Here is a 24,428-nt window from a genome sequence, read left to right on the forward strand (position 1 = left end):
TCCTAGCCGAAAAGCGGGGGATTTTTTCTGGAAACCGCTAAAATCATTGGGATGGCGTTTGCAGAACAGTTCGATGTGCTGGTAGTCGGTGCGGGTCATGCGGGGTGCGAGGCTGCGGCTGCGGCTGCGCGCATGGGGCTGCGGACGGCGATGTTTACGCTGAACCTCGACCTGATTGCGCAGATGTCTTGCAACCCTGCGATTGGCGGCGTGGCCAAGGGGCATCTGGTGCGTGAGGTGGATGCGCTGGGTGGCGTGATGGGCGAGGTGGCGGATAGCTGCGGCATTCAGTTTCGGCTGCTGAATACGTCGCGCGGGCCTGCGGTGTGGTCTCCGCGAGCGCAGTGCGACAAGGCGCTTTATCGCACGAAGATGCGCGAGAAGCTGGAGTCGATTCCAAACCTGTTTATCAAGCAGGCAGAGGTCGTGGACTTTGTGATGGAGAGCGTTGCCGGGTTCGAGAAGCAGGTCCTTCGCTCCGCTCAGGATGACAATAATCAAGGTGAGAGGTTGCGGATTACCGGCGTGTTGCTGCGCGATGGACGGACGGTTGGCGCGAAGGCGGTTGTGGTGACGACCGGCACGTTCTTGAATGGGTTGATTCATTGCGGGGAGCAGCAGTACACGGCGGGACGTTCGGGTGAGCCTGCGAGTGTTTTGCTGGGTGAGAGTTTGAAGCGGCTGGGGCTGCGTGAGTCGCGGTTGAAGACGGGGACTCCGCCGCGACTGGATGGACGCACGATCGATTGGGACAAGTTTGAAGAGCAGCCGGGAGACGGCGATCCGACGCCGTTCAGCTTTCGGAGTTTGATGGCGGTTGTGGAGGGTCCCTCAGGGGCTAAAGCCCCTTCTTCAGAGACTGAGCTAATGGACAGGCTGAAGCCCGTCCCCTTCAATACTGCGTCAACCAATACTGCGTCAGTCAATGCGACATGGACTCCGCCGCTGCGGCAGATCAGTTGCTACATTGCAACGACGACGCCGGAGACGCTGCAGTTGATTCGCGATAATGTGCATCGCTCGCCCATGTATACGGGGCAGATTGAGGGCATTGGGCCGCGGTACTGTCCTTCGATTGAGGACAAGATTGTGCGGTTCCCGGATAAGACGTCGCACCAGTTCTTTCTTGAGCCGGAAGGGCTCAACACGCATGAGGTCTACATCAATGGCATGAGCACGAGCCTGCCGATGGAGGTGCAGAGCGCGATGGTGCGCTCAATCCCAGGGCTTGAGAACGCAGAGATGCTGCGGCCGGGATATGCGATTGAGTATGACGCGATCGATCCGACGGAGCTGGATCGCACGCTGCGGGTGAAGAAGTTTGAGGGGCTGTATCTTGCCGGGCAGATCAATGGGACCAGCGGGTATGAAGAGGCTGCGGGGCAGGGGATTGTTGCGGGAATCAATGCGGCGCTCCATGCGAAGGGACTCTCGCAGAACGCCCACGTCCCAGAAGCGGGAAATGGGGCATCCAGCGTGTCGCAGGGTTTTACGCTGGATCGGACGGAGAGCTATATCGGGATCATGATCGACGATCTGATCTCTAAGGGGACCGATGAGCCGTATCGCATGTTTACGTCGCGGGCGGAGTTCCGGCTGCATCTGCGGATCGATAATGCAGATGCGCGGCTGACTGGGCATGGACGGAAGCTGGGACTGATTGAAGACGCGGCTTGGGCTGCGTTTGAGGCGAAGCAGGCGCGGCTCGCAGCGTTTGCTGCGCTGATTGAGGCGGCGAAGGTGAATGATGCGGACGTGGCGTCACTTGGCTTTGAGAAGGGTGAGCGGTTTGGGCAGGTGTTGAAGCGGCCTGAGGTGACGATTGAGACCCTGCTGCCTGCGCTGACGGAACGGATGCGCGGGGTGGTTGAGCTTGCTCCGTGGATCGCTGCGATGGAGGCGGTGCAGTTTGCGCGGGTGCCTGCGTGGGTCCGCAACGAGATGAAGACGGTGGAGACGGGCATCAAGTTTGCGGGCTATCTGGCGCAGCAGCAGCGGGCGATGGACCGGCTGAAGCGCGATGAGATGCGGACGATTCCGGAGTGGTTCGACTATCGGGCGTGCAGTGGGCTTTCGCGCGAGATGGTGGAGAAGCTGGACCGCGTGCGGCCAGCGACGCTGGGGCAGGCTTCGCGGATGGCGGGAGTGACGCCGGCTGCGGTGAGTCTGATTCAGTGTTTGCTGGAGATCCAGGTGCGCGGGAAGAGTGCTTAGGGCACTCTGATTAAGTTCCATCCGGCCTTCCCTCAGGGGCTAAAGCCCCAATTCCTAGCGCTTTCCACGTACGGGCTGAAGCCCGTACCCTACAAAGCAGACTTGTGCAGCGGTTCCTCCGTGCATAGCGACAACTGGATTTCAAACTCTTTATAGTGGTCGCGAAGACTTTCCGAGGAGGAGATCGTAATGGCCAGGATGAAGGCGATGACGCGTCGAGAGGCGCTGATGCTGTTGGGCAGCGCAACGGCGGCGATGGCGACACGAGGCATAGCGCAGCAGGTGACGGCGGGCAAGTACAGCGCGTCGCGTGAGTCGCTGAAGAGTTATGTGACTCCCGATTGGTTTGGCGATGCGAAGTTTGGCATCTGGTCACACTGGGGACCGCAGTCGGCGGTGGGAGACGGCGACTGGTATGCGCGCAACATGTATCGCGAGGGGTCGGACCAGTACGAGTATCACGTGAAGCGGTTCGGGCCGCAATCGAAGGTGGGTTACAAGGACCTGATCAAGCTTTATACGGCGGACAAGTGGGACCCTGAGCACCTGATGGACCAATATCAGAAGGCCGGGGCGAAGTATTTCTTTTCCATGGGTGTCCATCATGACGGGTTCGATCTATGGAACTCGAAGTATCAGCCGCGCTGGAATGCGGTGGCGAGTGGGCCGAAACGCGATGTTGTGGGCGAGTGGGCGGCCGCGGCGCGTAAGCGCGGGATGCGGTTCGGTGTGAGCGAGCACCTTTCAAACAGCTTCGAGTGGCTTGCGCCGTCGCATCTGGCGGATACGAAGGGGCCGTATGCGGGTGTTCCTTACGATGGGCAGAATCCGGCGTTTGCCGATCTGTATCACGACTACTCGAAGGAGCCTGCTGGCTATGCGGAGAGCATCAAGGACAATCCGATGGGGCGGAATGAAGCGCCGGACTGGTGGAAGCTGCAGTACTTCAACCGGGTGAAGGACCTCGTGGACCAGCACCAGCCGGATCTGCTGTATACCGATGGGGGCATTCCGTTCGAGGCGTTCGGCGAGGGGACGGTTGCGGAGTTATATAACGTGGGGCCGCTGACGCCAGAGGGCAAGACCGCGGCGGTGTACTTCAGCAAGACGCGCACGGATTGCGAGGTGGGAACGTGCCTGCTCGACCGTGAGCGTGGCGTCTTGAACGACATCTCGCCTGTACCATGGCAGACCGACACTTGCATCGGCGAGTGGCACTACAAGGTGGGGGCGAAGTACAAATCGGCGAAGAAGGTGATCGACCTGCTGGTGGACATCGTCAGCAAGAACGGGAATCTGCTGCTGAACTTTCCGCTGCCTGCATCTGGTGAGCTCGATGCAGAGGAGCAGAAGACGCTGGCGGGCATTACGGAATGGATGGCGGTTAATGGCGAAGGCGTGTTTTCGACGCGGCCTTGGAAGATCTTCGGCGAAGGGCCAGCGACGAAGGTGGTGGTGAAGTCGAATGGGCAGGAGTTCGATCCGAATGAGGGCAAGAAGCCTGATCTTGGCGCGAAGGACATCCGCTTTACGACCAAGGGCGAGACGCTGTATGCGTTTGTGCAGGGCTGGCCGGAGGGCGAACTAGTGATCGAGTCGCTGGCGTTGGAGGGGCCGCAGAGGCCTATGAAGGCTGTTGATGTGCGGCTACTCGGGCGCGATGAGGCGCTGCGGTTCACGCATGATGCGAAGGGGCTGCGGGTGACGATGCCGGGAGCGAAGCCTGCGACGGCGGATGTGGGGATTGGGCTGCGCGTGCGGTTCGTTTGAAGGGGAGATAGGCAAAGCAGGTGTTTGAGTACAGAGGGAAAAACGCAAAGGTCGCCGCGGGATTCGTGGCGACCTTTGTGGTGTCTGGTGTAGATGTTCTGATCGAGAATGGCACGTCGAAAGCAAAGGCAGAAGCAGATTCCCTTCGGGAATGACAAACAAAAACAAGAGCAAGGCCGGCGGCCTTATTTGAGTTCCGCGATGAACGTTGCGTAGGGCGCTAATGTGATGAATTTGGATTTGGATGCGTGAATCAGGCGGGGGTCGTCGGTTTGAAGAGTGCTAAGGATGACTGGGACACTCAGGGTCTGCGGCTTGTCCGTGAAGTTGAGGGCGACGAGGACGGATTCGCCCGCGGGGGCAGTGCGGGTGTAGGCGAGGATGTTGTCGTTGGTGGTGTCGATCATCTTCATGTCGCCGGAGATGAGGGCGGGGTTGGTGCGGCGCAGGGCGATCAGGCGCTTGTACCAGTTGAGGAGTGAGTCGGGTTCGGTGGATTCGGCCTTGACGTTGGTGGTGGTGTAGGTGGTCGGGATGGGGAGCCAGGTCTTGGCGGCGGTGGAGAAGCCTGCGTCCTTGCCGCTGTCCCACTGCATGGGCGTGCGTTCGCCGTCGCGACCTTTTTCTTTGGGCCAGCCGGTGATGCCGACGGGGTCTTTGACGTCTTCGATGCGGGTGGGGGTGCTGGTGACCATGCCGATCTCGTCGCCGTAGTACATCTGCGGGGTGGAGCGTGAGGTGAGGAGCAGCGTGGCCATGATGCGGGCGATGCGCTCCTTCATCGCGGGGTCACTAACACCAACGCTGTAGCGGTCCCAGATGCGGTCCTGATCGTGGTTGCCGAAGAAGAAGTAGGGCTGGCCGTTGGCGGGGTTGTGTTCGACCTCGTCGATGAGTTTGCGGAACTTGGGCACGGAGAGATCGTTGATGTCGGCGACCTGGAAGTCCATGGGAAGCTGGATCTCGTCGTTGTGCTGGCCATACATTTTGGCGAGTTCGAAGATGTTGGGCTCGTCGGCTTCGGAGATGAGAACGGGATCGCCGGGGTACTTGTCGACGACGGCGCGCATCCTGCGGAGCATGTCGTGAACCTCGGGCAGGTTGTCGGTGTACTTGTGGACGATGTTGGGATCGCCAAAGGCGTTGAGGCCCGGGAGGTTCGGGTCATCGTGGAGGTTGGGGTCTTCGAAGAGGCGGGAGACGGCGTCGATGCGGAAGCCGGAGACTCCCTTGTCCATCCAGAAGCGGAGGACGTCGAGCATGGCCTTGACGACCTCAGGGTTGCGCCAGTTGAGGTCGGGCTGCTGAACGTAGAAGTGGTGGTAGTAGAACTGCTGCGTCTTCGCGTCCCACTCCCAGGCGGAGTGGCCGAACCAGCTCTGCCAGTTGTTGGGCGGGACGACCTTGCCGTGCAGACCGACGTGCTCGTTGTCCTGCTGGAGCTTGGTGAGGTTGGGTGAACTGGCGGGTATGCCGTCGTTCCAGATGTACCAGTTGCGCTTGGGGTTGGTGCGGGAGGAGCGCGACTCCTTGAACCAGGCGTGCTGGTCGGAGGTGTGATTGGGGACGTAGTCCATGATGACGCGGATGTGTCGCTTCTTTGCTTCGGCGGTGAGGTGCTCGAAGTCGGCCATGGTGCCGTACTGTGGATCGATGGCGGTGTAGTCGGCGATGTCGTAGCCGAAGTCGATCTGGGGGGACGGGTACATGGGGGTGATCCAGATGGCGTCGATGCCGAGGTTCTGGATGTAGTCGAGGCGGGAGGTGATGCCGTTGATGTCGCCGATGCCGTCGCCGTTGGTGTCCTGGAAGGAGCGGGGGTAGATCTCGTAGAGGATGCCGTGCTTCCACCAGGGGTCGTGGGAGGCGAGCTGGGTCGCGGCGGGGTGGGATTTGACGGCGACCTGTGCGGGGAGAGCGGCGGTGACGGCGAGAGCGAGCGCGAGGAGAGTGCGGCGGATCATGTGGCGGCTTTCCCTCAGGGGCTGAAGCCCCATCCTTGGTGGGAGATTTTATGGCGGGACTGAAGTCCCGCCCCTACAAAGCAAGGCAGAGGTGACAGTGATGCTAGAGCAGAAGCAAAGGCAAAGGCAAAATACAGAAGCAGAAGTAACTACAGAAGCAGATTCCCTGCGGGAATGACAAGCCGAAACGGCAACAGCAACAGCAACTACAGATTCCTCCGCTGCGCTGCGGAATGGCGAGCCAAAGACGCAACAGCAGTAGCAAAAGCAAAGGACGGCAGGAGTTGTTGGTGGCTCCTGCCGTCCCGGGGTTGCGGGACAGGATTACTGTACGCTGGCGACCCAGCTTGTGTAGGGGGGCAGGGTCAGGTTTTTGGTGGAGGAGGTGGAGGTGAGGGACGGGTCGGTGGTGGCGAGGGTGTGGGCCTTGCCGGATTTCACGTCCAAGGAGATGGTCTGCGGCTGTGCGGTGAAGTTGATGGCGACGACGACTGAGTCGGAGCCGGTGGAGCGGACGTACGACAGGACGCTGGTGCTTGCGGTGTCGAGCATGGTGAGCTTGCCGCTGTGGAGGGCGGGATTTTCGCGGCGGAGCATGGTGAGTTTCTTGAACCACTCGAGCTGCGAGTTGGGCTCTTTGGATTCGACCTCGACGTTGACGGTCTTATAGTCGGGGGCGAGGGGGAGCCAGGTGTGGGGGTTGGTGGAGAAGCCTGCCTGCGGGCCGGGAGTCCACTGCATGGGGGTGCGTTCGCCGTCGCGACCCTTTTCCTTGGGCCAGCCGGTGATGCCGATGGGGTCCTTCACGTCCTCTTTGCGGGTGGGCGTGGTGGTGACCATGCCGAGCTCTTCACCGTAGTAGGTGAGAGCGGTGGCGGGGAGGGTGAAAAGGACGGTGTCGAGCGCCTTGTTGATGAGGCCAGCGTGTGCGGGATCGACGTCGCCGTAGCGGTTGATGGCGCGAACGTTGTCGTGATTGTCGAAGACGAAGAGCGGCTGGCCGCCATGGGTCTGGGTGAGGGCCTCGGTGATGTGATCGCGGAAGCCGGAGACGTCGAGCTTGTCGTGGTCACCGTGGAAACCGAGGAGCATGTCCATGGGGAGCTGAAGTTCGTTCTGCGCGGTCCCGCCGTACCACTTGTCGAGTTCGGCGGTGTTAGGCAGGTAGGTTTCGCCGATGAGGACGCGGTTGCCGGGATATTTTTCAACCATAGAGCGCATGCGGCGGATGACGTCGTGGACTTCAGGGAGATTGCTGACGTATTCGTCGCTGAGGTTGGGATCGCCCTGCGCGTTGATGCCACCTTTTTCGGGGTTATTGCGGAGTTGCGGGTCTTCGAAGAGGGTTGGGATGGCATCGAGCCGGAAGCCGGCGACGCCCTTATCGAGCCAGAAACGCATAGCGTCGAAGCAGGCCTTTTCGACCTCGGGATTGCGCCAGTTCAGGTCGGGCTGCTGCTTGTAGAACATGTGGTAATAGAACTGGTGGACGGAGGGAACCCACTCCCACGCGGAGCCGCCGAAGCCGGAGACCCAGTTGTTTGGCGGGACTTTACCTTCGTGCTCGAAGCGCTTCTGGTAGGCGGTGACGCCGGGGGCGTTGGCGTTGATGCCGTCGTTCCAGACGTACCAGTTGTGCTTTGGGTTGTTGCGGGAGCTGGCGGCGTCGATGAACCACTGGTGCTTGTCGGAGGTGTGGTTAAGAACCATGTCGAGCAGGACGCGGACGTGGTGTTCTTTGCCGGCGGCGATGAGCTTTTCCATGTCGGCCACGGTGCCGTACTGGGGATCAACGCTTTCGTAGTCGGAGATGTCGTAGCCGAAGTCGACCTGGGGCGAGGGATACATGGGAGCGATCCAGATGGCGTCGACGCCGAGGTGCTCGATGTAGCCCATGCGCTGGGTGATGCCGTTGAGGTCGCCGACGCCGTCGCCGTTGGAGTCCTGATAGGAGCGGGGGTAGATTTCGTAGACGACGGCGTGCTTCCACCAGGGGGCGTCACTGGCGGTGGATTTTGAAGTTTGAGCGAGGGTGGGGAGCGCGGTCGAAAGGGCGAAAGCGGCGGTGATGAGGGGTAAAGCCGCGCGGAAAAGACCGGGGCGCATTTTGAAATGTGAAGCCATGAAATTCCTCCGTGACAAACGGGAGAACTATAACATTCGGCCCTAACGGCTGCGAAGCTGTCATGACATTTGACCTGAAGGGGGAGGGTGACGGGCGGGGGCAGGAGCGGAACGGGAAAAGGACTCGAGGTGGGGAAGTGCAGTAAACACGCGTTTATTTAGTCGATCGGGTTGCGATGGGAAGGGGGCAAAACGGCACTTCGGGAGCTGTCATAACAACCGGTGTGCTTTTTCGGGTTTCAGGTGTAAAGATTTTGTTGACAACCTCCAGATGGGGTGCGTATGGTTTGCGGGATTCAAAAGCAGGGCGATTGGTGGACGTGTACGTATGCGTTCCCAGACAAGAAGCTGACGGATCGTGCGTCGGACAACGCGCGATTTAGAGCGGATACCGCGGTCAGTTGCAGACGAAGTAACGAGCAAGACCTTTTGGAGGACTAGCAATGAATAGCAATTGTAGGAAGTGGATGAGACTGCCACTGTTTGTGGGTGCAGTGGCAGCTCTCCTGGCATCGGGGCCCAGCGCAATGGCGCAGGCCGTCTATGGCCAGATTCTAGGTACGGTGACGGACGCGACAGGCGCGGCTGTTCCGAACGCAACGGTTGTGGTGACGGACCCGGCCAAGGGCACGTCGGCAACGTTGACCAGCAACGGTGCGGGCGAGTTTACGGCTGACCATCTTATTCCTGATACGTACAACGTGAAGATCACGGCGGCCGGATTCAAGGGGTACGAGCAGAAGGGGTTGCAGGTGTTCGCCGACGGATCGGTGGCGGTGTCTGCGGCTCTGACGGTGGGCGGTTCGGACCAGACGGTAACGGTCGATGCCGACGCGATTCCTCAGCTGAAGACGGACCGTGCCGACGTGGCGGTCAATTTCAGCGCGCAGGAGCTGACGGAGCTACCGATTCCCGACCATAACTTTGCGAACCTGCAGCTGTTGCTGCCGGGCGCAGTACAGCTCGGCTGGGCGCATGCTGCTTCGGAGAACCCGCAGGGTTCCAAGCAGATCCAGATCGACGGACAGGCGTTCGGCGGTGTGAACTACACCCTGGACGGTACCGATAACCAGGACGCGATCCTGGGCATCATCGTCATTAACCCAAACTCGGAGTCGATGTCGGAAGCCAAGCTGGCGACGCAGAACTTTGATGCGGAGTTCGGCAAGGCTGTAGCGTCGGTCGAGACGGTGCAGACGAAGTCGGGTACGAACAAATTCCATGGGACATTGTTTGATAACCGCGAGTCGAACGCTGGACTGGCGCGCGATCCGTTTACGGGCTATACGGCAGCTACACCGGCGACGGGCACTCTGCCGGCTGTTCCGGGCCACGTCAATCCGCTGGGAACCGGTTTGAAGAACCAGTTCGGCGGATCGATCGGCGGACCGATCATCAAGGACAAAGTCTTCTTCTTTGGCGATTACCAGGGTGTACGGCAGAAGTCGTCGGGTGTAGGTATTGGTACGGTCCCGACTCTCAAGGCTTTGCAGAGCTGCACGGGAGCTATTGCCGGCGGTTGCGATTTCAGTGACTATTTGAACGCGACGGCTGCTGAAGGCAACCATCAGCTGTACAACAACACTGGAGCGACGGTTGGAACGACGGCCAACGGCGCCGCATTCGCGGGCAATATCGTCCCGCTAAGTGCGCTTTCGCCACAGGCGCTCAACCTGTTCAAGCTGTTGCTTGCCAGCGGTAAGGCGCCTAACTCTTCGGGTGTGGGCGGCTACGGTCTGCGCAACAACTACGTAGGCAACGGTACGGGTATCTTCAACAGCAACCAGTGGGATGTGCGCGGTGACGCGGTCATCAGCCAGAAGGTCCATGTTTTCGGACGCTTCAGCCGCTTTACTGACATCCTGAGCGGCGCGAGCCTCTTCGGACCCGCAGGTGGACCTGGCCTCGGCATCGCCGGTTACGGTGGTGTGTCGCACGGAGCGAACGATTCTCTCGCTCTGGGTACGGACATCGTTATCAACTCCAAGCTGGTGACCGACGTTCGACTCGGCTACTTCCGCTACAACATCATCACGAGCAAGAACGACCCCGGCAATACGAACCTGCCCTTCATCGGTGAAAACGTGAGCGGAGCAACTCCTTCTCTCACGATTGGAACCGACTTTGGTACACCGGATATTCAGATTGCAGATACGAACCAGACCAACCTGAGCACGGGCGCTTCTACTACCCAAAACCAGGGTCCGCAGTTTGGTACGGGTTTGAACATGAACCACTGCAACTGCCCGCTGAAGGAGAAGGAAGACCAGTTCCAGATTGTCAACAACTGGACGAAGACGATCGGCAATCACTCCATCAAATTCGGCGTCGATCTGCGGTATGCCCGCAACCTGCGTGTACCTAGCGATGCTGACCGTACCGGTGTGAACAACTTCGGCAACGGTCCGACTTCGAACGGCACCACCGGCGGCCTCGGTTTCGCGACCTTCGCCCTGGGTGATGTTACTTCTTTCAACCGCTACACCAGCACCTCGACAAATGCGAAAGAGTTCCAGCCCCGCGACTTCTTCTACGGGCAGGACACCTGGCGCGTTACGCCGAAGTTGACCCTTAACCTTGGCGCACGCTATGAGTACTATGCTCCGGAACGTGTGAACGGTAACGGCAACGGCGCTCTGCTGAACCTGCAGACGGGCTACATCAATGTAGCCGGTGAAGGCGGTATCCCACTGAACATGGGTGTTGCTGCTGCGAAGAACACCTGGAACCCGCGTCTCGGCGCTGCGTACCAGATGAACTCGAAGACAGTCATTCGCGCAGGCTACGGTCGCAGCTTCGACCTTGGTGTGTTCGGTTCCGACTTCGGCCACGTAGTCACGCAGAACATTCCTGTGCTGGCGAATCAGTCTCTGGGCGCGACCGGTGGCAACACCAGCTACGCCTTCAACCTCTCTAACCCGGGTGCAACGGGCGGCGGAGCGACCAGTGCGCTGGCTAACTTCACGCCCCCTGCCACAAACGCTCAGGGCCAGATTCCGATCACGGCCATTGTGCCTGGTACGGGTCAGACCATTGGTGAGTCGGTCAATGTGAAGGCACGTCCGTTCACCGAACGGCTGCCGACCCTGGATGCATGGAACGCAGCGGTACAGCGCTCCATCACGCCAACGCTGTCCGTCGAAATCGCGTATGTCGGTAACAAGGGCTCGCACACACTAAGCGACGGTGATGGAAACAACACCAACCCGAACGAAGCAGCCATCGTTCTTCCTGCTCAGTACAGCGCTACCGGTTCGGCGTTGCACTACGATCCGGCGGGCGGTAACTGCGTAACCAACTCGCTGCTTCCTGTGGCACAGTGCGGTGCTGGCGGAGTGCCGATCGGCGCAAGCGGTGCGACCTCCAACACGACGCTATTGCAGCGCTATGTAGCTGGCGGTCTCGCTGCCTGCTCGGGCTCTCCCTATGGCGGAGCTTGCAGCTGGACGCAGGGCATCAGCTACTACGGTGATGATCAGGACACGCACTACAACGCTCTGCAGGTGAAGGTAACGAAGGCCTACACCAAGGGGCTGAGCGTCAACCTTAACTATGCTTACCAAGTCGGTAAGGATAACGCGAGCGGCTTTGCTACCTGGAACAAACAGGCTGTCATCGGAAACGACTCGGCGATCCGTCGCAGCGCGTTTACGGCATACGGTCTGTACCATCTGCCCTTCGGTAAGGACCAGATGTTTGCAAACCAAGGCGGCATTGTGAACTACATCATTGGCGGCTGGGAGTACAGCCCTGTCATTGCCTGGCAGAGCGGTCTCCCGTTCACCATCAGCTATGACAGCTGCGCTTCTCAGGTCCCTGGTTCCGCGCCTTGCCAAGCCAATGGCAATGCAGGAAACCTGAAGACCGGTTTGAAGGGCTTCGGTACCAGCGCAACGTACTTCACGCCTCCTGGCCTGGGAAGCAACTTCACGGCTCCTACTCTGGACACGATTGGTAATGTGGGTCGTAACACTGCATGGGGTCCACGCTTCTTCAATGCCGACATGTCGATCATGAAGAACGTAACCTTCCACGAGCACTATACGGTGCAGTTCCGCATGGATGCTTTCAACGCCTTCAACCACATCAACTATGGCAACCCTGCAGGCTCGGTCCAGACGGGCGGCGGTATCGGCAGCGGTCCTTACCCGGCCAGCCTGAGCGGTACCACCAACCCCCGCCAGTTGCAGTTCACGCTGCATCTGCAGTTCTAAACGTAACGGCTGAACAGGGTGGAAGGAGAGTCGCTTCTCCTTCCACCTTTTTCATTTGCAAAGCAGGGAAGTCGGGCCTGTGTAGTAGCTTCAGGGATGTATGACGACTGGATACAGAGTGGCGCGTAAGGGTTGGGGTAGCTGGTGGCTGTTGCCGGTGGCGTTGACGGTGTGCTCGGTAGGTTGGGCGCAGAGTGAAACGGCTTCGCGTGGAGATGCGTCTGCAACGATGAAGTCACTGCAGCACAGCGTGGATTCGGGGCATCCGGATGACGCGTTGCGGAAGATTGCAGAGCTGCGTGCGGCGCATACGGAGATGCCGGGACTGGATCGGATCGAAGGTCTGGCGGACTATGCGAAGAGTGATCTGCGAGCGGCAGATGCAGCGTTTGCAGTGGCGCTGAAGAGCGATCCGAAGGATGCAGAGGCAGCCGAGATGCGCGGGCTGGTGCTGTTCCGGCTGGGACGGCCTGCGGATGCGATCCCTTTGCTGCAGGGTGCGAGTAAGCAAGGGGCGTTAGGGAAGGCGGATCCGAACTACATTCTGGCGCTCTGCTATATGGATACGCGGCGGTATGACGATGCCCGGGGAGCATTCGCTGCGCAGTATGGATTTGCGCCGGAGAGTGCGGCGGCGTACCTGGTGTCGGCGCGTTTGTTGTTGAGGCGCGAGTATCTGCCGGTGGCGCAGGGGTTCGCGACGAAGGCACTGGAGATCGATCCGGCGTTGCCGCTGGCGCATGAGTTGCTGGGGGAGATCGCGCTGGCGGGGAATCATCTGGATGAGGCGATTGCGGAGTTGGAGAAAGAGAAGGCTCGGAATCCGCTGGAGCCGAGTGTATATGACCGGCTGGGCGATGCGTATGGACGCGCGGCGAAGTACGACGAGGCGCAGCGAAATCTGCAGCGGGCGATTCTGCTGGAGCCGAACTCGACGGGGCCGTATATTCTGCTGGGTAAGACGATGCTGAAGAAGGGTGATGCTGTGGCAGCGGCGACGTATCTGGAGCATGCGAACCAGCTGGATCCGGCGAACTTTATGACGCACAGCCTGATGGGCCAAGCGTATCGCGCGATGGGGCGCAGCGAAGACGCGTCGCGTGAGACAGCGACGGCGCAGAAGATCCAAGCAGCCAGTGAACCCAAGATTGAGACAATGCATTAGGGTGATGTGCGCGAATTGCCGTTTCCGAATAAACTTTCCCTCCGGGGCTGAAGCCCTATGTTTTGCCTGGGTATCTGCGGCGGGGCTAAAGCGCCGCACCTACAAAGCGAAGTGCATGTCGAGAATCTGGAAGCCGTCGCGTTGGGGATGTGTGACGACACTGCTGCTGATTATTGCGGTGCAGGGGCGTGTATTGAGTGCTCAGCAGATGCCTGCAATGGTGATGGGTCCTCCGGCGATTGGGACAGTGTCGTCGCCGATGGGGAAGTCGGATGATGGGCCTATGTATCAGTCTGCTGGCACGAAGCAGATGGCGGAGCGGCTGCGTGCGGTGTTTGCGACGACGGACTGGCGGCTCGATCCAAATAAACCTCAGATGCGGGTGCAGTACTACAGTGAGCTGCTGGCGAAGGGCGGGCTGTCTCTGCACGATGACACGACGGTGCGAGAGCAGCTGGCGAAGGAGATGTTGTACGCAGGCGACAGCGAGAGTGCCGTGCGGCAGCTGGAAGAGGTGCGTCGACGGTGGTTGCGAGCGCATGAGTTCATGCCAGCCGCAGGGGTGAAGGAGCTGGGGCAGTGGCTCGCGGTGGCGTATCTGCGGGTGGGGGAGCAGGAGAACTGTGCGGCGATGACCGGAGGGCGAAGGGCTTGCCTATTTCCGTTGCAGAGGAGTGCGGTTCATGCGATGCCTCGCGGCGCCGAGGGCGCGGTGCGGGAGCTGACGGCGTTGCTGGAGGCTGACCCGAATGATGCGCAGTCGCAGTGGCTGCTGAATGTGGCGTACATGCAGCTGGGGCGGTATTCGCTGGAGGTGCCAGCGCGATGGCTGATTCCGGAGAGCCGGTTTGCATCGGAGTATCCACTGCCTGAGTTTCCGCAGATTGCAGCGGCGGCGGGGATCGATGTGATGGGACACGCCGGAGGGGTTGCGGTGGAGGACTTCGATGGGGATGGGCGGCTGGATGTGATGGTGACGTCGTCGGGGCCACTCGATCAGATGCGACTGTTCCATAACAACGGCGATGGCACGTTCACGGATGTGACGAAGAAGAGCGGGTTGATGGGGGAGACTGGTGGGTTGAATCTCGTGATGACCGACTACAACAACGACGGCCATGTGGATGTGCTGGTGCTGCGCGGCGGATGGTGGGGCAAGCAGGGCCGGTATCCGATGTCGCTGCTGAAGAACAATGGCGATGGCACGTTTGACGATGTGACGGTGCAGGCGGGACTGATGTCGGAGCATCCGACGAACACGGCGGCGTGGGCGGACTTCGATGGAGATGGGTGGCTCGATCTGTTTGTGGGGCATGAGAGCTCGAAGGACGACCCGCAGCCTTCGCAGCTGTTTCGGAACAACCATGATGGGACGTTTACGGAGGTGGGTGCGGCGAGTGGGTTAAGTGATCTGGGGTTTGTGAAGGGTGTGGCGTGGGGGGATTACAACAACGATGGCCGGCCTGATCTGTATGTGTCGGTGATGTATGGGAAGAACAAGCTGCTGCGTAATGATGGTCCGCGCGATGCGAAGAACGCGAGCAAGGGCTGGCGGTTTACCGATGTGGCTGCGGAAGCGGGTGTCGATAAGCAGAGCAACAGCTTTGCGACGTGGTTCTTCGACTATGACAACGATGGCTGGCCTGATCTTTACGTGTCGGGATATTCGCTCGAGGCATCGAGTGATGTGGGGGCGTTCGAGATGGGCAGGCCAAGCCACGCGGAGTTGCCAAAGCTGTACCGCAATATGCACGACGGGACGTTCAAGGACGTGACGGCGAAGATGCATCTGGACCGGACGATCCTGACGATGGGAGCGAGCTTCGGCGATCTGGATAACGATGGCTGGCTGGATGTGTATCTCGGCACGGGGGATTCCACGTACCAGGCGTTGCTACCGAACCGGATGTTTCGCAACGATGCGGGTAAAGGATTTCAAGATGTGACTACGGCGGGAGACTTCGGACATCTGCAGAAGGGGCACGGTGTCGCATTTGCTGATCTGCGCGGGACAGGTTTTGAGGATGTGTTTGAAGAGATGGGTGGAGCGCAGCCGGGGGATGGATTTCAGAGTGCGCTGTATCGCAATCCGGGCAACGGCAATCACTCGGTGACGCTGGTGCTGGAGGGCGTGCGATCGAATCGGGCGGCGTTTGGAGCAAAGATCGATGTGGTGTTGAAGGGGACGGATGGCAGGGTGCGGCACCTCTATCGGACGGTGGGATTTGGGTCGAGCTTTGGCGGAAATCCGCTGCGGCAGCACATCGGGGTTGGAGCCGCGCGACGGGTGAGCGAGGTGGTGGTAATGTGGCCTGCGACGGGGGTGGTGGATCGCATCAAGGATGTTGCGGTGGATAAGACGTATGCGTTGCGCGAGGGTGAAGGCCGCTTGAAGCCGCTGCCGCTGCGGTGATTCTTTGCCGACGGTAATTGCGGGTCACTATACTTCTGCAGGAAGAGAGAACAGAGATGATCTGGACGCGACGCGGGTTTATTACTTCACTGTCGAGCACGGCGCTGGTACTTCCGTTTGAGGATGTGCTGAAGCTGGCTGCGCCTTCGCGGCAGCAGCAACAGGCTCCGCAGATCGGAGCGCGACCGAGCTACGATGCGAAGCCGAAGCCTGCGCCGAAGTCATTGCCATCGCCGGTGACAGGGACTCCACTGGGGTACAGCTTTGTGGATGTGGCGAAGCAGAGCGGGCTTAACGCGAAGACAATCTATGGGGGCGAGCACAAGAACCGTTTCCTGTTAGAGACGACGGGCTGCGGCGTGGCGTTTTATGACTTCGATCACGATGACTGGCTCGATATCTTTCTGGTGAATGGAACACGGCTGGAAGGTTTTGCGAAGGGGCAGGAGCCGATCAGCAGGCTGTTCAAGAACAATCGCGATGGCACGTTTACGGACATCACGGCGAAGACGGGCATGACGCGCTCGGGATGGGGACAAGGCTGCTGCGTCGGGGACTATGACAACGACGGACTCGACGATTTGTTCGTCAGTTACTACGGTCAACCAATTCTTTATAAGAACCACGGTGATGGCACGTTTACGGACGTGACGGCGAAGGCGGGGCTGACGCAGAAGAAGCAGCGGTGGAACTCGGGCTGCGCGTTTCTTGACTACGACAAGGACGGACATCTTGATTTGTTTGTCGCGAACTATATCGACTTCGATATCAAGACGGCTCCGCTGCCTGAGGCTGCGGGCTGCGCGTACAAGGGCATGCAGGTAGCGTGCGGGCCGCCGGGGCTGGATGGCGGGAAGAATATTCTGTATCACAACAACGGCGATGGCACGTTCACGGATGTGAGTGAGAAGGCCGGGATGCTGGACACGATTGGGACGTATGGGCTGAGCGTGACGGTTGCGGACTTCAACAACGATGGATGGCCGGATATCTATGTTGCGAACGACTCGACGGCGGCAACGTACTACGAGAACCAGAAGGACGGGACGTTCAAGGACCTGGCTATCGAGGCGGGGATAGCATACTCGCCGGACGGGAAACCGCAGGCAGGCATGGGTGTCGCGGTGGGTGACTATAACCGCGATGGCCTACTGGATATTGTGAAGACGAACTTCGCGGGGGACACGGACTCGCTGTATCAGAACCTTGGCGATGGCACGTTCGAAGACCACACGTATCTCTCGGGGTTGGGCATCAACACGCGGTATCTGGGGTGGGGCGTGAGCTTTGTGGATGTCGATAACGACGGGTGGCTGGACATCTTCATCAGCAACGGGCATGTGTATCCGGAGGTGGATGGCTCGCACCTGGATGCGCCGTATGCGGAGCACAAGTATCTGTATCGCAACCTGCGCAACGGGCAGTTTGAAGAGGTGACGAGCAAGGCGGGCAGCGGCATGACCGATGCGGTGCCTGCGCGTGGCTGTGCGATCGGGGATTACGACAATGATGGCGATATGGATATCGTGGTGAACTGCGTGAACTCTACTCCGCAGCTGCTGCGATGCGATTCGACGGTGCAGCGCAACTGGATCAAGGTACGGCTGGTGGGGAAGAAGAGTAATCGGACGGGAATCGGTGCACGGATTACAGTGACGGCGACGACGGCTCCGCAGGCGATGAGTGGCAGTGTGACGCAGCCGATGAAACAGATAGACGAGGTGCGCAGTGGGGGTAGTTACTACTCGCAGAACGATCTGCGGATTCACTTCGGGCTGGACCAGGCGGTGAAGGCGGACGTGGTGGAGATTGCGTGGCCTTCGGGCGCGAAGGATGCGCTGAGGGATTTGGCGGCGAACCATCTGTACGTGATTGAAGAGGGTGGGAAGATTCTGAAGACGGTGGCGATGGGGAGCCCCGTCGCGGGAGCAGCCAAGTGAAGCTGGTTTCAGCGATGCTGCTGCTGGCTGCGAGCGCGATGCATGCGCAGACGCAGCAGCAGGTGTATCAAGCGACGGCAGAGCATCCGACGCCAGCATGGTTTGTGGATGTGGCTGCGAAGGCAGGCATCACCGTGCGCAATGTAAATGGCAGCGCGACGAACAAGCGGTACATTGTGGAGGCGACTGGATCAGGCGTTGCGATTGTGGACTACGACAACGACGGATGGCCGGACATCTTTCTGGTGAACGGGCAGGAGCTGGAGCAGGACAAGACGCAGAAGGCGCCGACGAACCACCTGTTCCATAACAATCACGACGGTACGTTTACGGATGTGACGGAGAAGGCGGGGCTGGTTTCGACGGGGTGGGGTCAGGGGACTTGTGTCGGTGATTACGACAACGATGGGTTCGATGATCTGTATGTGACGGACTACGGAAAGAACCGACTCTTTCATAATCAGGGCAACGGCACGTTCAAAGAGGTAGCCGAGCAGGCAGGGGTTGCGGGCAGCGGTAAGGAGTGGGGAACGGGCTGCGCGTTTGTCGATTACGACCGCGATGGCAAGCTCGATCTGATGGTGGCGAACTATGTGCACTTCGACTTGAGTAAGACGCCTGCGCCTGGAGGCGAGGCGGGCTGCATGTGGAAGGGCGCGCCGGTGATGTGCGGGCCGCGTGGTTTGCCGGGCGCGAAGAACATTCTTTTTCACAATGAGGGTGGCGGCAAGTTCACGGACGTGAGCACGAAAAGCGGCATCGAGAAGACGGACGCGCATTATTGCTTCTCCGTAACGACGTTGGACTACAACGAAGATGGCTGGCCGGATGTTTATGTGGCGTGCGATTCTACGCCAGCGATTCTGTATCGCAATAATCACAACGGTACGTTTACGGATGTCGGGCCGGATGCGGGTGTAGCGTTCAATGAGGATGGTCGTGAGCAGGCAGGCATGGGGTCAACTGCCGCTGACTATGATGGCGACGGACACCTGGATATCTTCAAGACAAATTTTTCGGACGACACGTCGACGCTGTATCACGCGAATGGGGATGGCACGTTTACGGATGTGACGCTCGCGGCGGGGCTGGGGATCAATCTCGACGCGCTGGGATGGGGTGCGATGTTTGCGGACGTGGACAACGATGGGTATCCCGATCTGCTGGTGGCGAATGGGCATGTGTATCCCGAGGTGGATACGGCGAAGCTTGGAGCGACGTTCAAGGAGCCGCGTTTTCTTTACTGGAACCAGGGGAACGGGAAGTTCAAGGATGAGTCGAAGAGCGGGGGACCGGGGCTGACGGAGCGGCTATCGGGGCGTGGGCTGGCGGTGGCCGATCTTTGGAACGATGGGCGGATTGAGGCGGTGGTGAACAACCTGAGCGATCGACCGATGTTGCTGGTGAATGAAGCGGCGAATGGCAATCACTGGTTGGGCGTGAAGCTGGTGGGGACGAGCTCGAACCGCGATGCGATTGGCGCGCGGGTGACGCTGCACGGACAGAAGCGGAGCTGGGTGGATGAGGTTCGCAGTGGGTCGAGTTATTCGAGCAGCAGCGATCTGCGGGTGCACTTCGGTCTGGGTGCGGAGACGAAGCTGACGAACATCGAGGTGCGCTGGCCGAAGGGGGAGCGCGAGGTATTTGTTGTGGAGGGTGTGGACAGGATGCTGACGCTGACGGAAGGCAAGGGGAAGCCTGTGGCTCCGTAGAGAATTGCTGCATGGCCGGGTCTGCTTCGGCGTGGAGCTTGGAGTGTGAGCTGGTAGTGTGAGCTGGGAGTGCCAGCTCAGTCGGGGTCGGGTTTTGGTGCGGGGGGAGCAGGCGGCGGGGGTGGCGGCTTTACGATCTTCTTACGCTTGGTGCGGAGGTATATAACGAGATCGTCGATCTCCGGGGCGGAGAGACTATCTGCGAAGGCGGGCATGCTCTTGCTGCCATCGCGAATCTGCGTGGCGACCTGAACGACTGACATGCGCTTGCGGATCTGCTGCAGATCGGGACCCTGGTCTCCGTTGATGCCTTCGGCGCCGTGGCAATGTGCGCAGCCTTTGGTGGCGAAGAGTTCTTTGCCGTGAAGGTAGGCATTGGAGGAGGCCAGCGCTGGTGGTGGGCAGAGAAGCAGGTTCCCCTTCGGCAAGCTCAGGGGGACGACAAAGAGGAGAGCAAAGGCAAACGCGAAGATGCTTATGCGAAGGGTGAGACGGGAGCGTGGATTCGCTGGAAGACTGAGCACGATGCTATTTTAGCGGCCTCCGCCACCGGGCAGGGAGGTTTCGCTGGCGGGCAGCATGGGGTCTACTTCGTCTGCGCCTTTGCGATCGAGATCGTGGATGTGCCAGGGCACGGACTCCTGCGCGATCTCGTGATGCTTGCGGAGGTATTCGAGGGCGTAGGTGCTGGCGGTGGGGTCGTCTTTCTGGTCGGCGAAGTAGGCGGCTTCCTTGGCGGCTTTGTCTTTGACGCCGAGGCGGCGATAGAGGATGGCGAGGTTATAGTGCGCGGCGAGGTCGTCGGGATCGATGGACTGGACGGCTTCGTACTCGGCGCGGGCTTCCGCGTAGCGATGGAGCTGGTAGTAGCTGAAGCCGAGCTCGCGATGGGCGTCACGGGAACGAGGGAAGGCGACGGAGACCTTTTCAGATTCGCGATGGCCTCATCGACCTGACCTTCGTTGCGCTGTACGAGTGCGAGGTAGTAGAGCGCGCGGGCGTTGTCCTTGGCGAGCGAGAGAGACTTCTCGAGATAGGGCAGGGCCTCGTCGTACTTTTCCCAGGCGATGTAGGTGATGGCGATGTTGGTGGGAGCGTCCGCATAGTCGGCGCGGAGGGCGGCTACGCGCTGGAAGGCGGCGACGGAGGCGGCGTACTGCTGCGCGTCGAGCAGGGCGATGCCGTAGTTGTTCCAGCGCTGCCACTCCGGGTTGGGCGCGTTGATGTCGGGTTTGGCCGAAGGATCGGGCTTCACCGCGGGCGGCACGGAATTGTTGCCTGCGACGAAGGTGCGGCTGGTGGAGACCATGTCGACGATGGGCTGGTTATAGTGGGTGCCGATCGGTTGGCTCATGCCGAAGTCCATGAAGTGCTGATCGAAGCGGCGGTAGCGCACGGTCGCTGTGACGGTGACGGGACCGCCGTTCTTCGGCATCGTGAAGCCATAGCGGATGAGCTGCGAGCGACCGGACTGGATGGTGTTGTTGTAGGCAACGACACGGTTGTCCCAGACCTGATGCAGCGCGTTGGTGGTGCCCTGCTTGTTAATGAGGCGGTTGGTGAAGCTGTGGGCAGCGGGGTCGAGCTCGCGATCTTTCGGCTGGATCGCGCCGGACTCATACAGCGTCTTGCCTGCGGCGTTCTTCACGGTGAAGTCCACCCAGCTCTCGTACATGTCGCGCTGCTCTGGCACATGCGAGTGAGCAATGCCCTTGTTCTGAATCACGACGGAGACGACGACGCGTTGGCCGGCGGTGAGATCGAAGGGCACAAGGCCGAGTGGAGCGCTGAGCTTAGAGTCAGGTGCGTCTGCCTGAACGGCGAAGAGATCAACGTTGAAGACAGCGTTCTGTAGGAAGGCGACGATGCGCTTCGCCTGCTCGTCGAAATGATAAATCTGCGGGATCGAGGTGTTGGCACCGAGCCAGCGATGGCTGACGAGCTGACCTTTCTTCGCGCCGGGGTCGGGGAGGGCAGCGAGGGCTTCGCGCTGCATGTGGCAGGTCTGGCAGGTAGAGACTACGTCCTTCTTGTAGAAGGGCAGTGGTGACTCCTTGGCGAAGGAGGCGTTCTGCCATTCGTCATAGAGTGAGATCGCGCGTTGCCATTTGTAATCGTTCAAGCTTTTGGGCAGCGCTGCCTTGTGGCAGGAGGAGCAGAACTCGCTGGTCTTGTAGAAGGGCTTCATGACCGCGGCGGAGTGGCGGTCGAGGTGCGCGAGGATCTCGGCGTCGGTTACGGCGCGGTGGATCGGCTGACCGTTCTCGTCCATGAGGACGGCGGGGATGCCCATGACGTAGCTGCCGGTGCCGCGGGTGTCGCCCTTCTGGATGGAGTGGCAGACCATGCAGGTGACGCCGTCCTGATCGTAGGGGCGCGTGCGGGGAGACTTTTCGGTGAGCGCACCGGAGACGAGCGCGATGGGATCGTGGCAGCCTTCGCAGTGGCGCGTGAAAGCGATGCCCTTTTCGGCGGCGAGCAGGTTCACGTTGCGCAGGTAGTAAGGGACGCGGTTGGAGTTCGAGTGGACGGACTGGCGCCACTGCGCGTGCGACTCCTGATGGCAGTGACCGCAGTAGGCTGCGGTGGGGAAGTCTTTGGGGTCGATGAATGCGCCGGTGTCGGTGGTGGCGTTGGAGGGAAGGAACGGACTCTGCTGCCCGAAGCGATAGTTGTAGGTCGCCGCTGTCTTCTGGTTGTACGCAGCGCGCGCGGTCTCATGTGCCTCAGTGTCCGTGCTGGCGTGGACGCGGTGGGCTGGCAGGAAGGCGGCCGTTCCAGCCAGGGCGAGCCCTGCGAGAGAGAGTGTGACAAGCTGCGAGCGAGTTAGGCGATTGAACTGGCGCATGATTTGTAGTCGTTGGGCTGCGGCCATGATGTTAGAGGGAAAGCGAGGAGATTGTCCTCAACCTTTTGGTTGAGTTGCGGGCGCTATTGATGTGCCTTTGCCTTCGACCAGCGGCACGATGCGATCGACGGTCGGCACGGGGAAGGTTTCGATGCGACCGGAGGGCCAGTGGACTTCGAGGGAGTCCACCGTGGTGCCGGAACCGAGGCCGAAGTGGGCACGGGGATCGGAGGTGGAGGCGAAGCTGCCGCCGGAGATGATGTCGGCGCGCTGCCGGATGCCGCCGGCGGTGAGGTAGAGCGTGGCGCCGATGGCGTCGCGCGAGGACTTGAGGCCGCTGGGGCCAGGGGTGACGCTGCCGGTCAGTTTGAATTCGACCCAGTGATTCTTGTTGGGGTCGATGTTGCTCAAGAGTGCGGGCGTGGCGTCGAGGTTGTTGATGACTGCGCCGAGTCGGCCGTCGTTGAAGAGATCGCCGATGGCGAGACCGCGGGAGGTCATGGGTTCGGCGAGAGCTGTACCTTCGACGGCGGGGACGGGCTCGAGCTTTTTGCCGAGCTCACTATGAAAGACGAGCGGGCGCTGTGCCCAGCTGGTGCCCCAGTTGTTGGCGTCGGCGTTGCGGTAGATGTGGCCGTTGACTTCGAGGAGATCCTTCCAGCCATCGTTGTCGTAGTCGAGAAACTGCGTGCCCCAGCCGAGGAAGGGGATGGTCATGGCGGCGATGTGCATGTCGTCGGAGACGTCGGTGAAGTTAGCGTCGCCGTCGTTGCGATAGAGCACCTTGTAGTCGTCGGAGAAGGTGGTGTTGAAGATGTCAAGCTGACCGTTGTTGCGGTAGTCGCCGATGGCGATGCCCATGCTGGCGGTCTCGGCTCCGTTCTTGTTGAGGGCGTAGCCGGAGGGATAGCTCTGGTCTTCGAAGGTGCCGTCGCCTTTGTTGATGTACAGGTAATTCGGTGTGGAGTCGTTGGCGACGAGTAGATCGACACGGCCGTCGTTGTTTACGTCGACGAAGACGGAAGATAGTCCGTAGTAGCCGGGTTTATCGTTGACACCAGCTTTTTCGCTGACGTCGGTGAAGGTGCCGTTGCCGTTGTTGTGGAAGAGGTGGTCCTGCTCGCCGGGCAGGCCGCGGGGGCCGCAGATGGTGCGCACGCCGCGATAGCTGCAGAAGGCGAGGGGTAGGCCGTCGGTGTCGGAGGGCTGGTTCTTGATGTCGTAGTGAACGTAGCCGGGGACGAAGAGGTCGAGGTTGCCGTCGCCATCGTAGTCGCCCCAGGTGGCACCGGTGGACCAGTTGCCGAGGGTGACGCCGGCTTTTTCGGCTACATCGGTGAAGGTGCCGTCGTGGTTGTTGTGATACAGCCGGTTCTTGCCGAAGTTGGTGACGTAGATATCGGGGAAGCCGTCGTTGTCGAAGTCGGCGACGGCGGCGCCGAAGCCCCAACGGTCGTTGGCGACGCCGGCTTTCTCGGTGACGTCGGTGAAGGTTCCATCGTGATTGTTGTGGAAGAGCACGGCATGCGGAGCCATGGCTTTGCCGTCGAGTGCGGCCTGCGTGCTGCCGTTGACGAGGTAGATGTCGAGCCAGCCGTCGTTGTCATAGTCCAGCAACGCCACGCCGGAGCCGATGGACTCGAGGATGTAACGTTTCTCCGGTGAGCCCATGGTGTGGTGCCAGGTGGTGATGCCTGCCTTCTGGGCGATGTTCTGGAAGACGAGGGGGCCAGTCTTCACGGTGCCACCCGCAGTGATGGGGCGGTTCTGCGCATCGTGGACAGGAGGAAAGACGCCGGAGTCGGCGGAGCCGCCTTTGGCGGGCGATTGAGCACCCTCCTGCGGGCGTTCCTTCTGAGACTCAAGCGGCGACTGCGCGAATGAGCAGGTCGCCTGGGTGGAGGCGATGGCGAGAGCGAGAATGAGAACCTGCGGGAGCGAAAACTTCGTCATGGGCGTTGGGGCTTCCGATGGAGAGAACCTGGTTGGGCCGCCGAGGCGGCAGAGGCCAAAAAACATTCGCCATCATACGCTGCGGCGTAGGCGGGTCGTAAAGAGGCAAGA

11 protein-coding genes and 2 pseudogenes are annotated in these 24,428 nt (G+C 60.3%); 7 read left to right on the top strand and 6 right to left on the bottom strand.

Translation table 11 applies throughout. The features are described 5' to 3' along the window. The first annotated feature begins 51 nt into the window (after positions 1-51). Both OHL14_RS19055 and OHL14_RS19060 read left to right on the top strand, forming a co-directional pair. Entirely contained in the window at positions 52-2,214 is a 2,163-nt protein-coding gene (locus OHL14_RS19055; RefSeq protein ID WP_263380961.1) for a tRNA uridine-5-carboxymethylaminomethyl modification enzyme MnmG/GidA, read from the top strand. A gap of 189 nt (positions 2,215-2,403) precedes the next feature. Further along, complete coding sequence (locus OHL14_RS19060; RefSeq protein WP_263380962.1) at positions 2,404-3,984, top strand: alpha-L-fucosidase; 1,581 nt, start codon at positions 2,404-2,406, stop codon at positions 3,982-3,984. A gap of 185 nt (positions 3,985-4,169) precedes the next feature. On the opposite strand, the gene OHL14_RS19065 is transcribed toward OHL14_RS19060, so the two are convergent. Together OHL14_RS19065 and OHL14_RS19070 are read right to left on the bottom strand one after the other, a co-directional pair. Further along, positions 4,170-5,948 carry a glycoside hydrolase family 13 protein gene (locus OHL14_RS19065; RefSeq protein WP_263380963.1) on the bottom strand — a complete coding sequence of 593 codons (1,779 nt, stop codon included), beginning with the start codon at positions 5,946-5,948 and terminating at the stop codon, positions 4,170-4,172. A 324-nt stretch (positions 5,949-6,272) separates the two neighbouring features. Then, positions 6,273-8,072, bottom strand: coding sequence for a glycoside hydrolase family 13 protein (locus OHL14_RS19070; protein ID WP_263380964.1), 1,800 nt, complete (start codon positions 8,070-8,072; stop codon positions 6,273-6,275). 467 nt (positions 8,073-8,539) lie between these two features. Between OHL14_RS19070 and OHL14_RS19075 the strand changes: the two genes are divergently transcribed. From OHL14_RS19075 to OHL14_RS19095, 5 genes are all read left to right on the top strand, one after another. Further along, positions 8,540-12,286 (top strand): TonB-dependent receptor, encoded by a 3,747-nt coding sequence (locus OHL14_RS19075; RefSeq protein ID WP_263380965.1) that lies wholly within the window; start codon positions 8,540-8,542, stop codon positions 12,284-12,286. A gap of 100 nt (positions 12,287-12,386) precedes the next feature. Continuing rightward, positions 12,387-13,451, top strand: a complete 1,065-nt coding sequence (locus OHL14_RS19080; RefSeq protein WP_263380966.1) for a tetratricopeptide repeat protein — start codon at positions 12,387-12,389, stop codon at positions 13,449-13,451. 115 nt (positions 13,452-13,566) lie between these two features. Beyond that, positions 13,567-15,864, top strand: coding sequence for a CRTAC1 family protein (locus OHL14_RS19085; protein ID WP_263380967.1), 2,298 nt, complete (start codon positions 13,567-13,569; stop codon positions 15,862-15,864). A gap of 56 nt (positions 15,865-15,920) precedes the next feature. Beyond that, entirely contained in the window at positions 15,921-17,804 is a 1,884-nt protein-coding gene (locus OHL14_RS19090; RefSeq protein ID WP_263380968.1) for a CRTAC1 family protein, read from the top strand. Beyond that, the gene (locus OHL14_RS19095) at positions 17,801-19,516 is read left to right on the top strand and encodes a CRTAC1 family protein (protein ID WP_263380969.1); all 1,716 of its coding nucleotides are present in this window, start codon (positions 17,801-17,803) and stop codon (positions 19,514-19,516) included. The genes OHL14_RS19090 and OHL14_RS19095 overlap by 4 nt, the downstream gene beginning before the upstream one ends. 77 nt (positions 19,517-19,593) lie before the next feature. On the opposite strand, the gene OHL14_RS19100 is transcribed toward OHL14_RS19095, so the two are convergent. The 4 genes and pseudogenes from OHL14_RS19100 to OHL14_RS19115 form a co-directional block, all read right to left on the bottom strand. Further along, on the bottom strand, positions 19,594-20,040 hold the full coding sequence (locus OHL14_RS19100; RefSeq protein ID WP_263380970.1) for a c-type cytochrome: 447 nt from the start codon (positions 20,038-20,040) through the stop codon (positions 19,594-19,596). A 9-nt stretch (positions 20,041-20,049) separates the two neighbouring features. Further along, positions 20,050-20,367 (bottom strand): annotated as a pseudogene (locus OHL14_RS19105) (tetratricopeptide repeat protein); the annotation flags it as partial. A 128-nt stretch (positions 20,368-20,495) separates the two neighbouring features. Next, positions 20,496-22,391, bottom strand: a pseudogene (locus tag OHL14_RS19110) (multiheme c-type cytochrome); the annotation flags it as partial. A gap of 30 nt (positions 22,392-22,421) precedes the next feature. Further along, positions 22,422-24,317: a CRTAC1 family protein gene (locus OHL14_RS19115; protein ID WP_263380971.1), complete on the bottom strand. Its 1,896-nt coding sequence runs from the start codon at positions 24,315-24,317 to the stop codon at positions 22,422-22,424. Between the last annotated feature and the right edge of the window lie 111 nt (positions 24,318-24,428).

This window comes from Granulicella paludicola, from assembly GCF_025685545.1.
Taxonomy (GTDB): domain Bacteria; phylum Acidobacteriota; class Terriglobia; order Terriglobales; family Acidobacteriaceae; genus Granulicella; species Granulicella paludicola.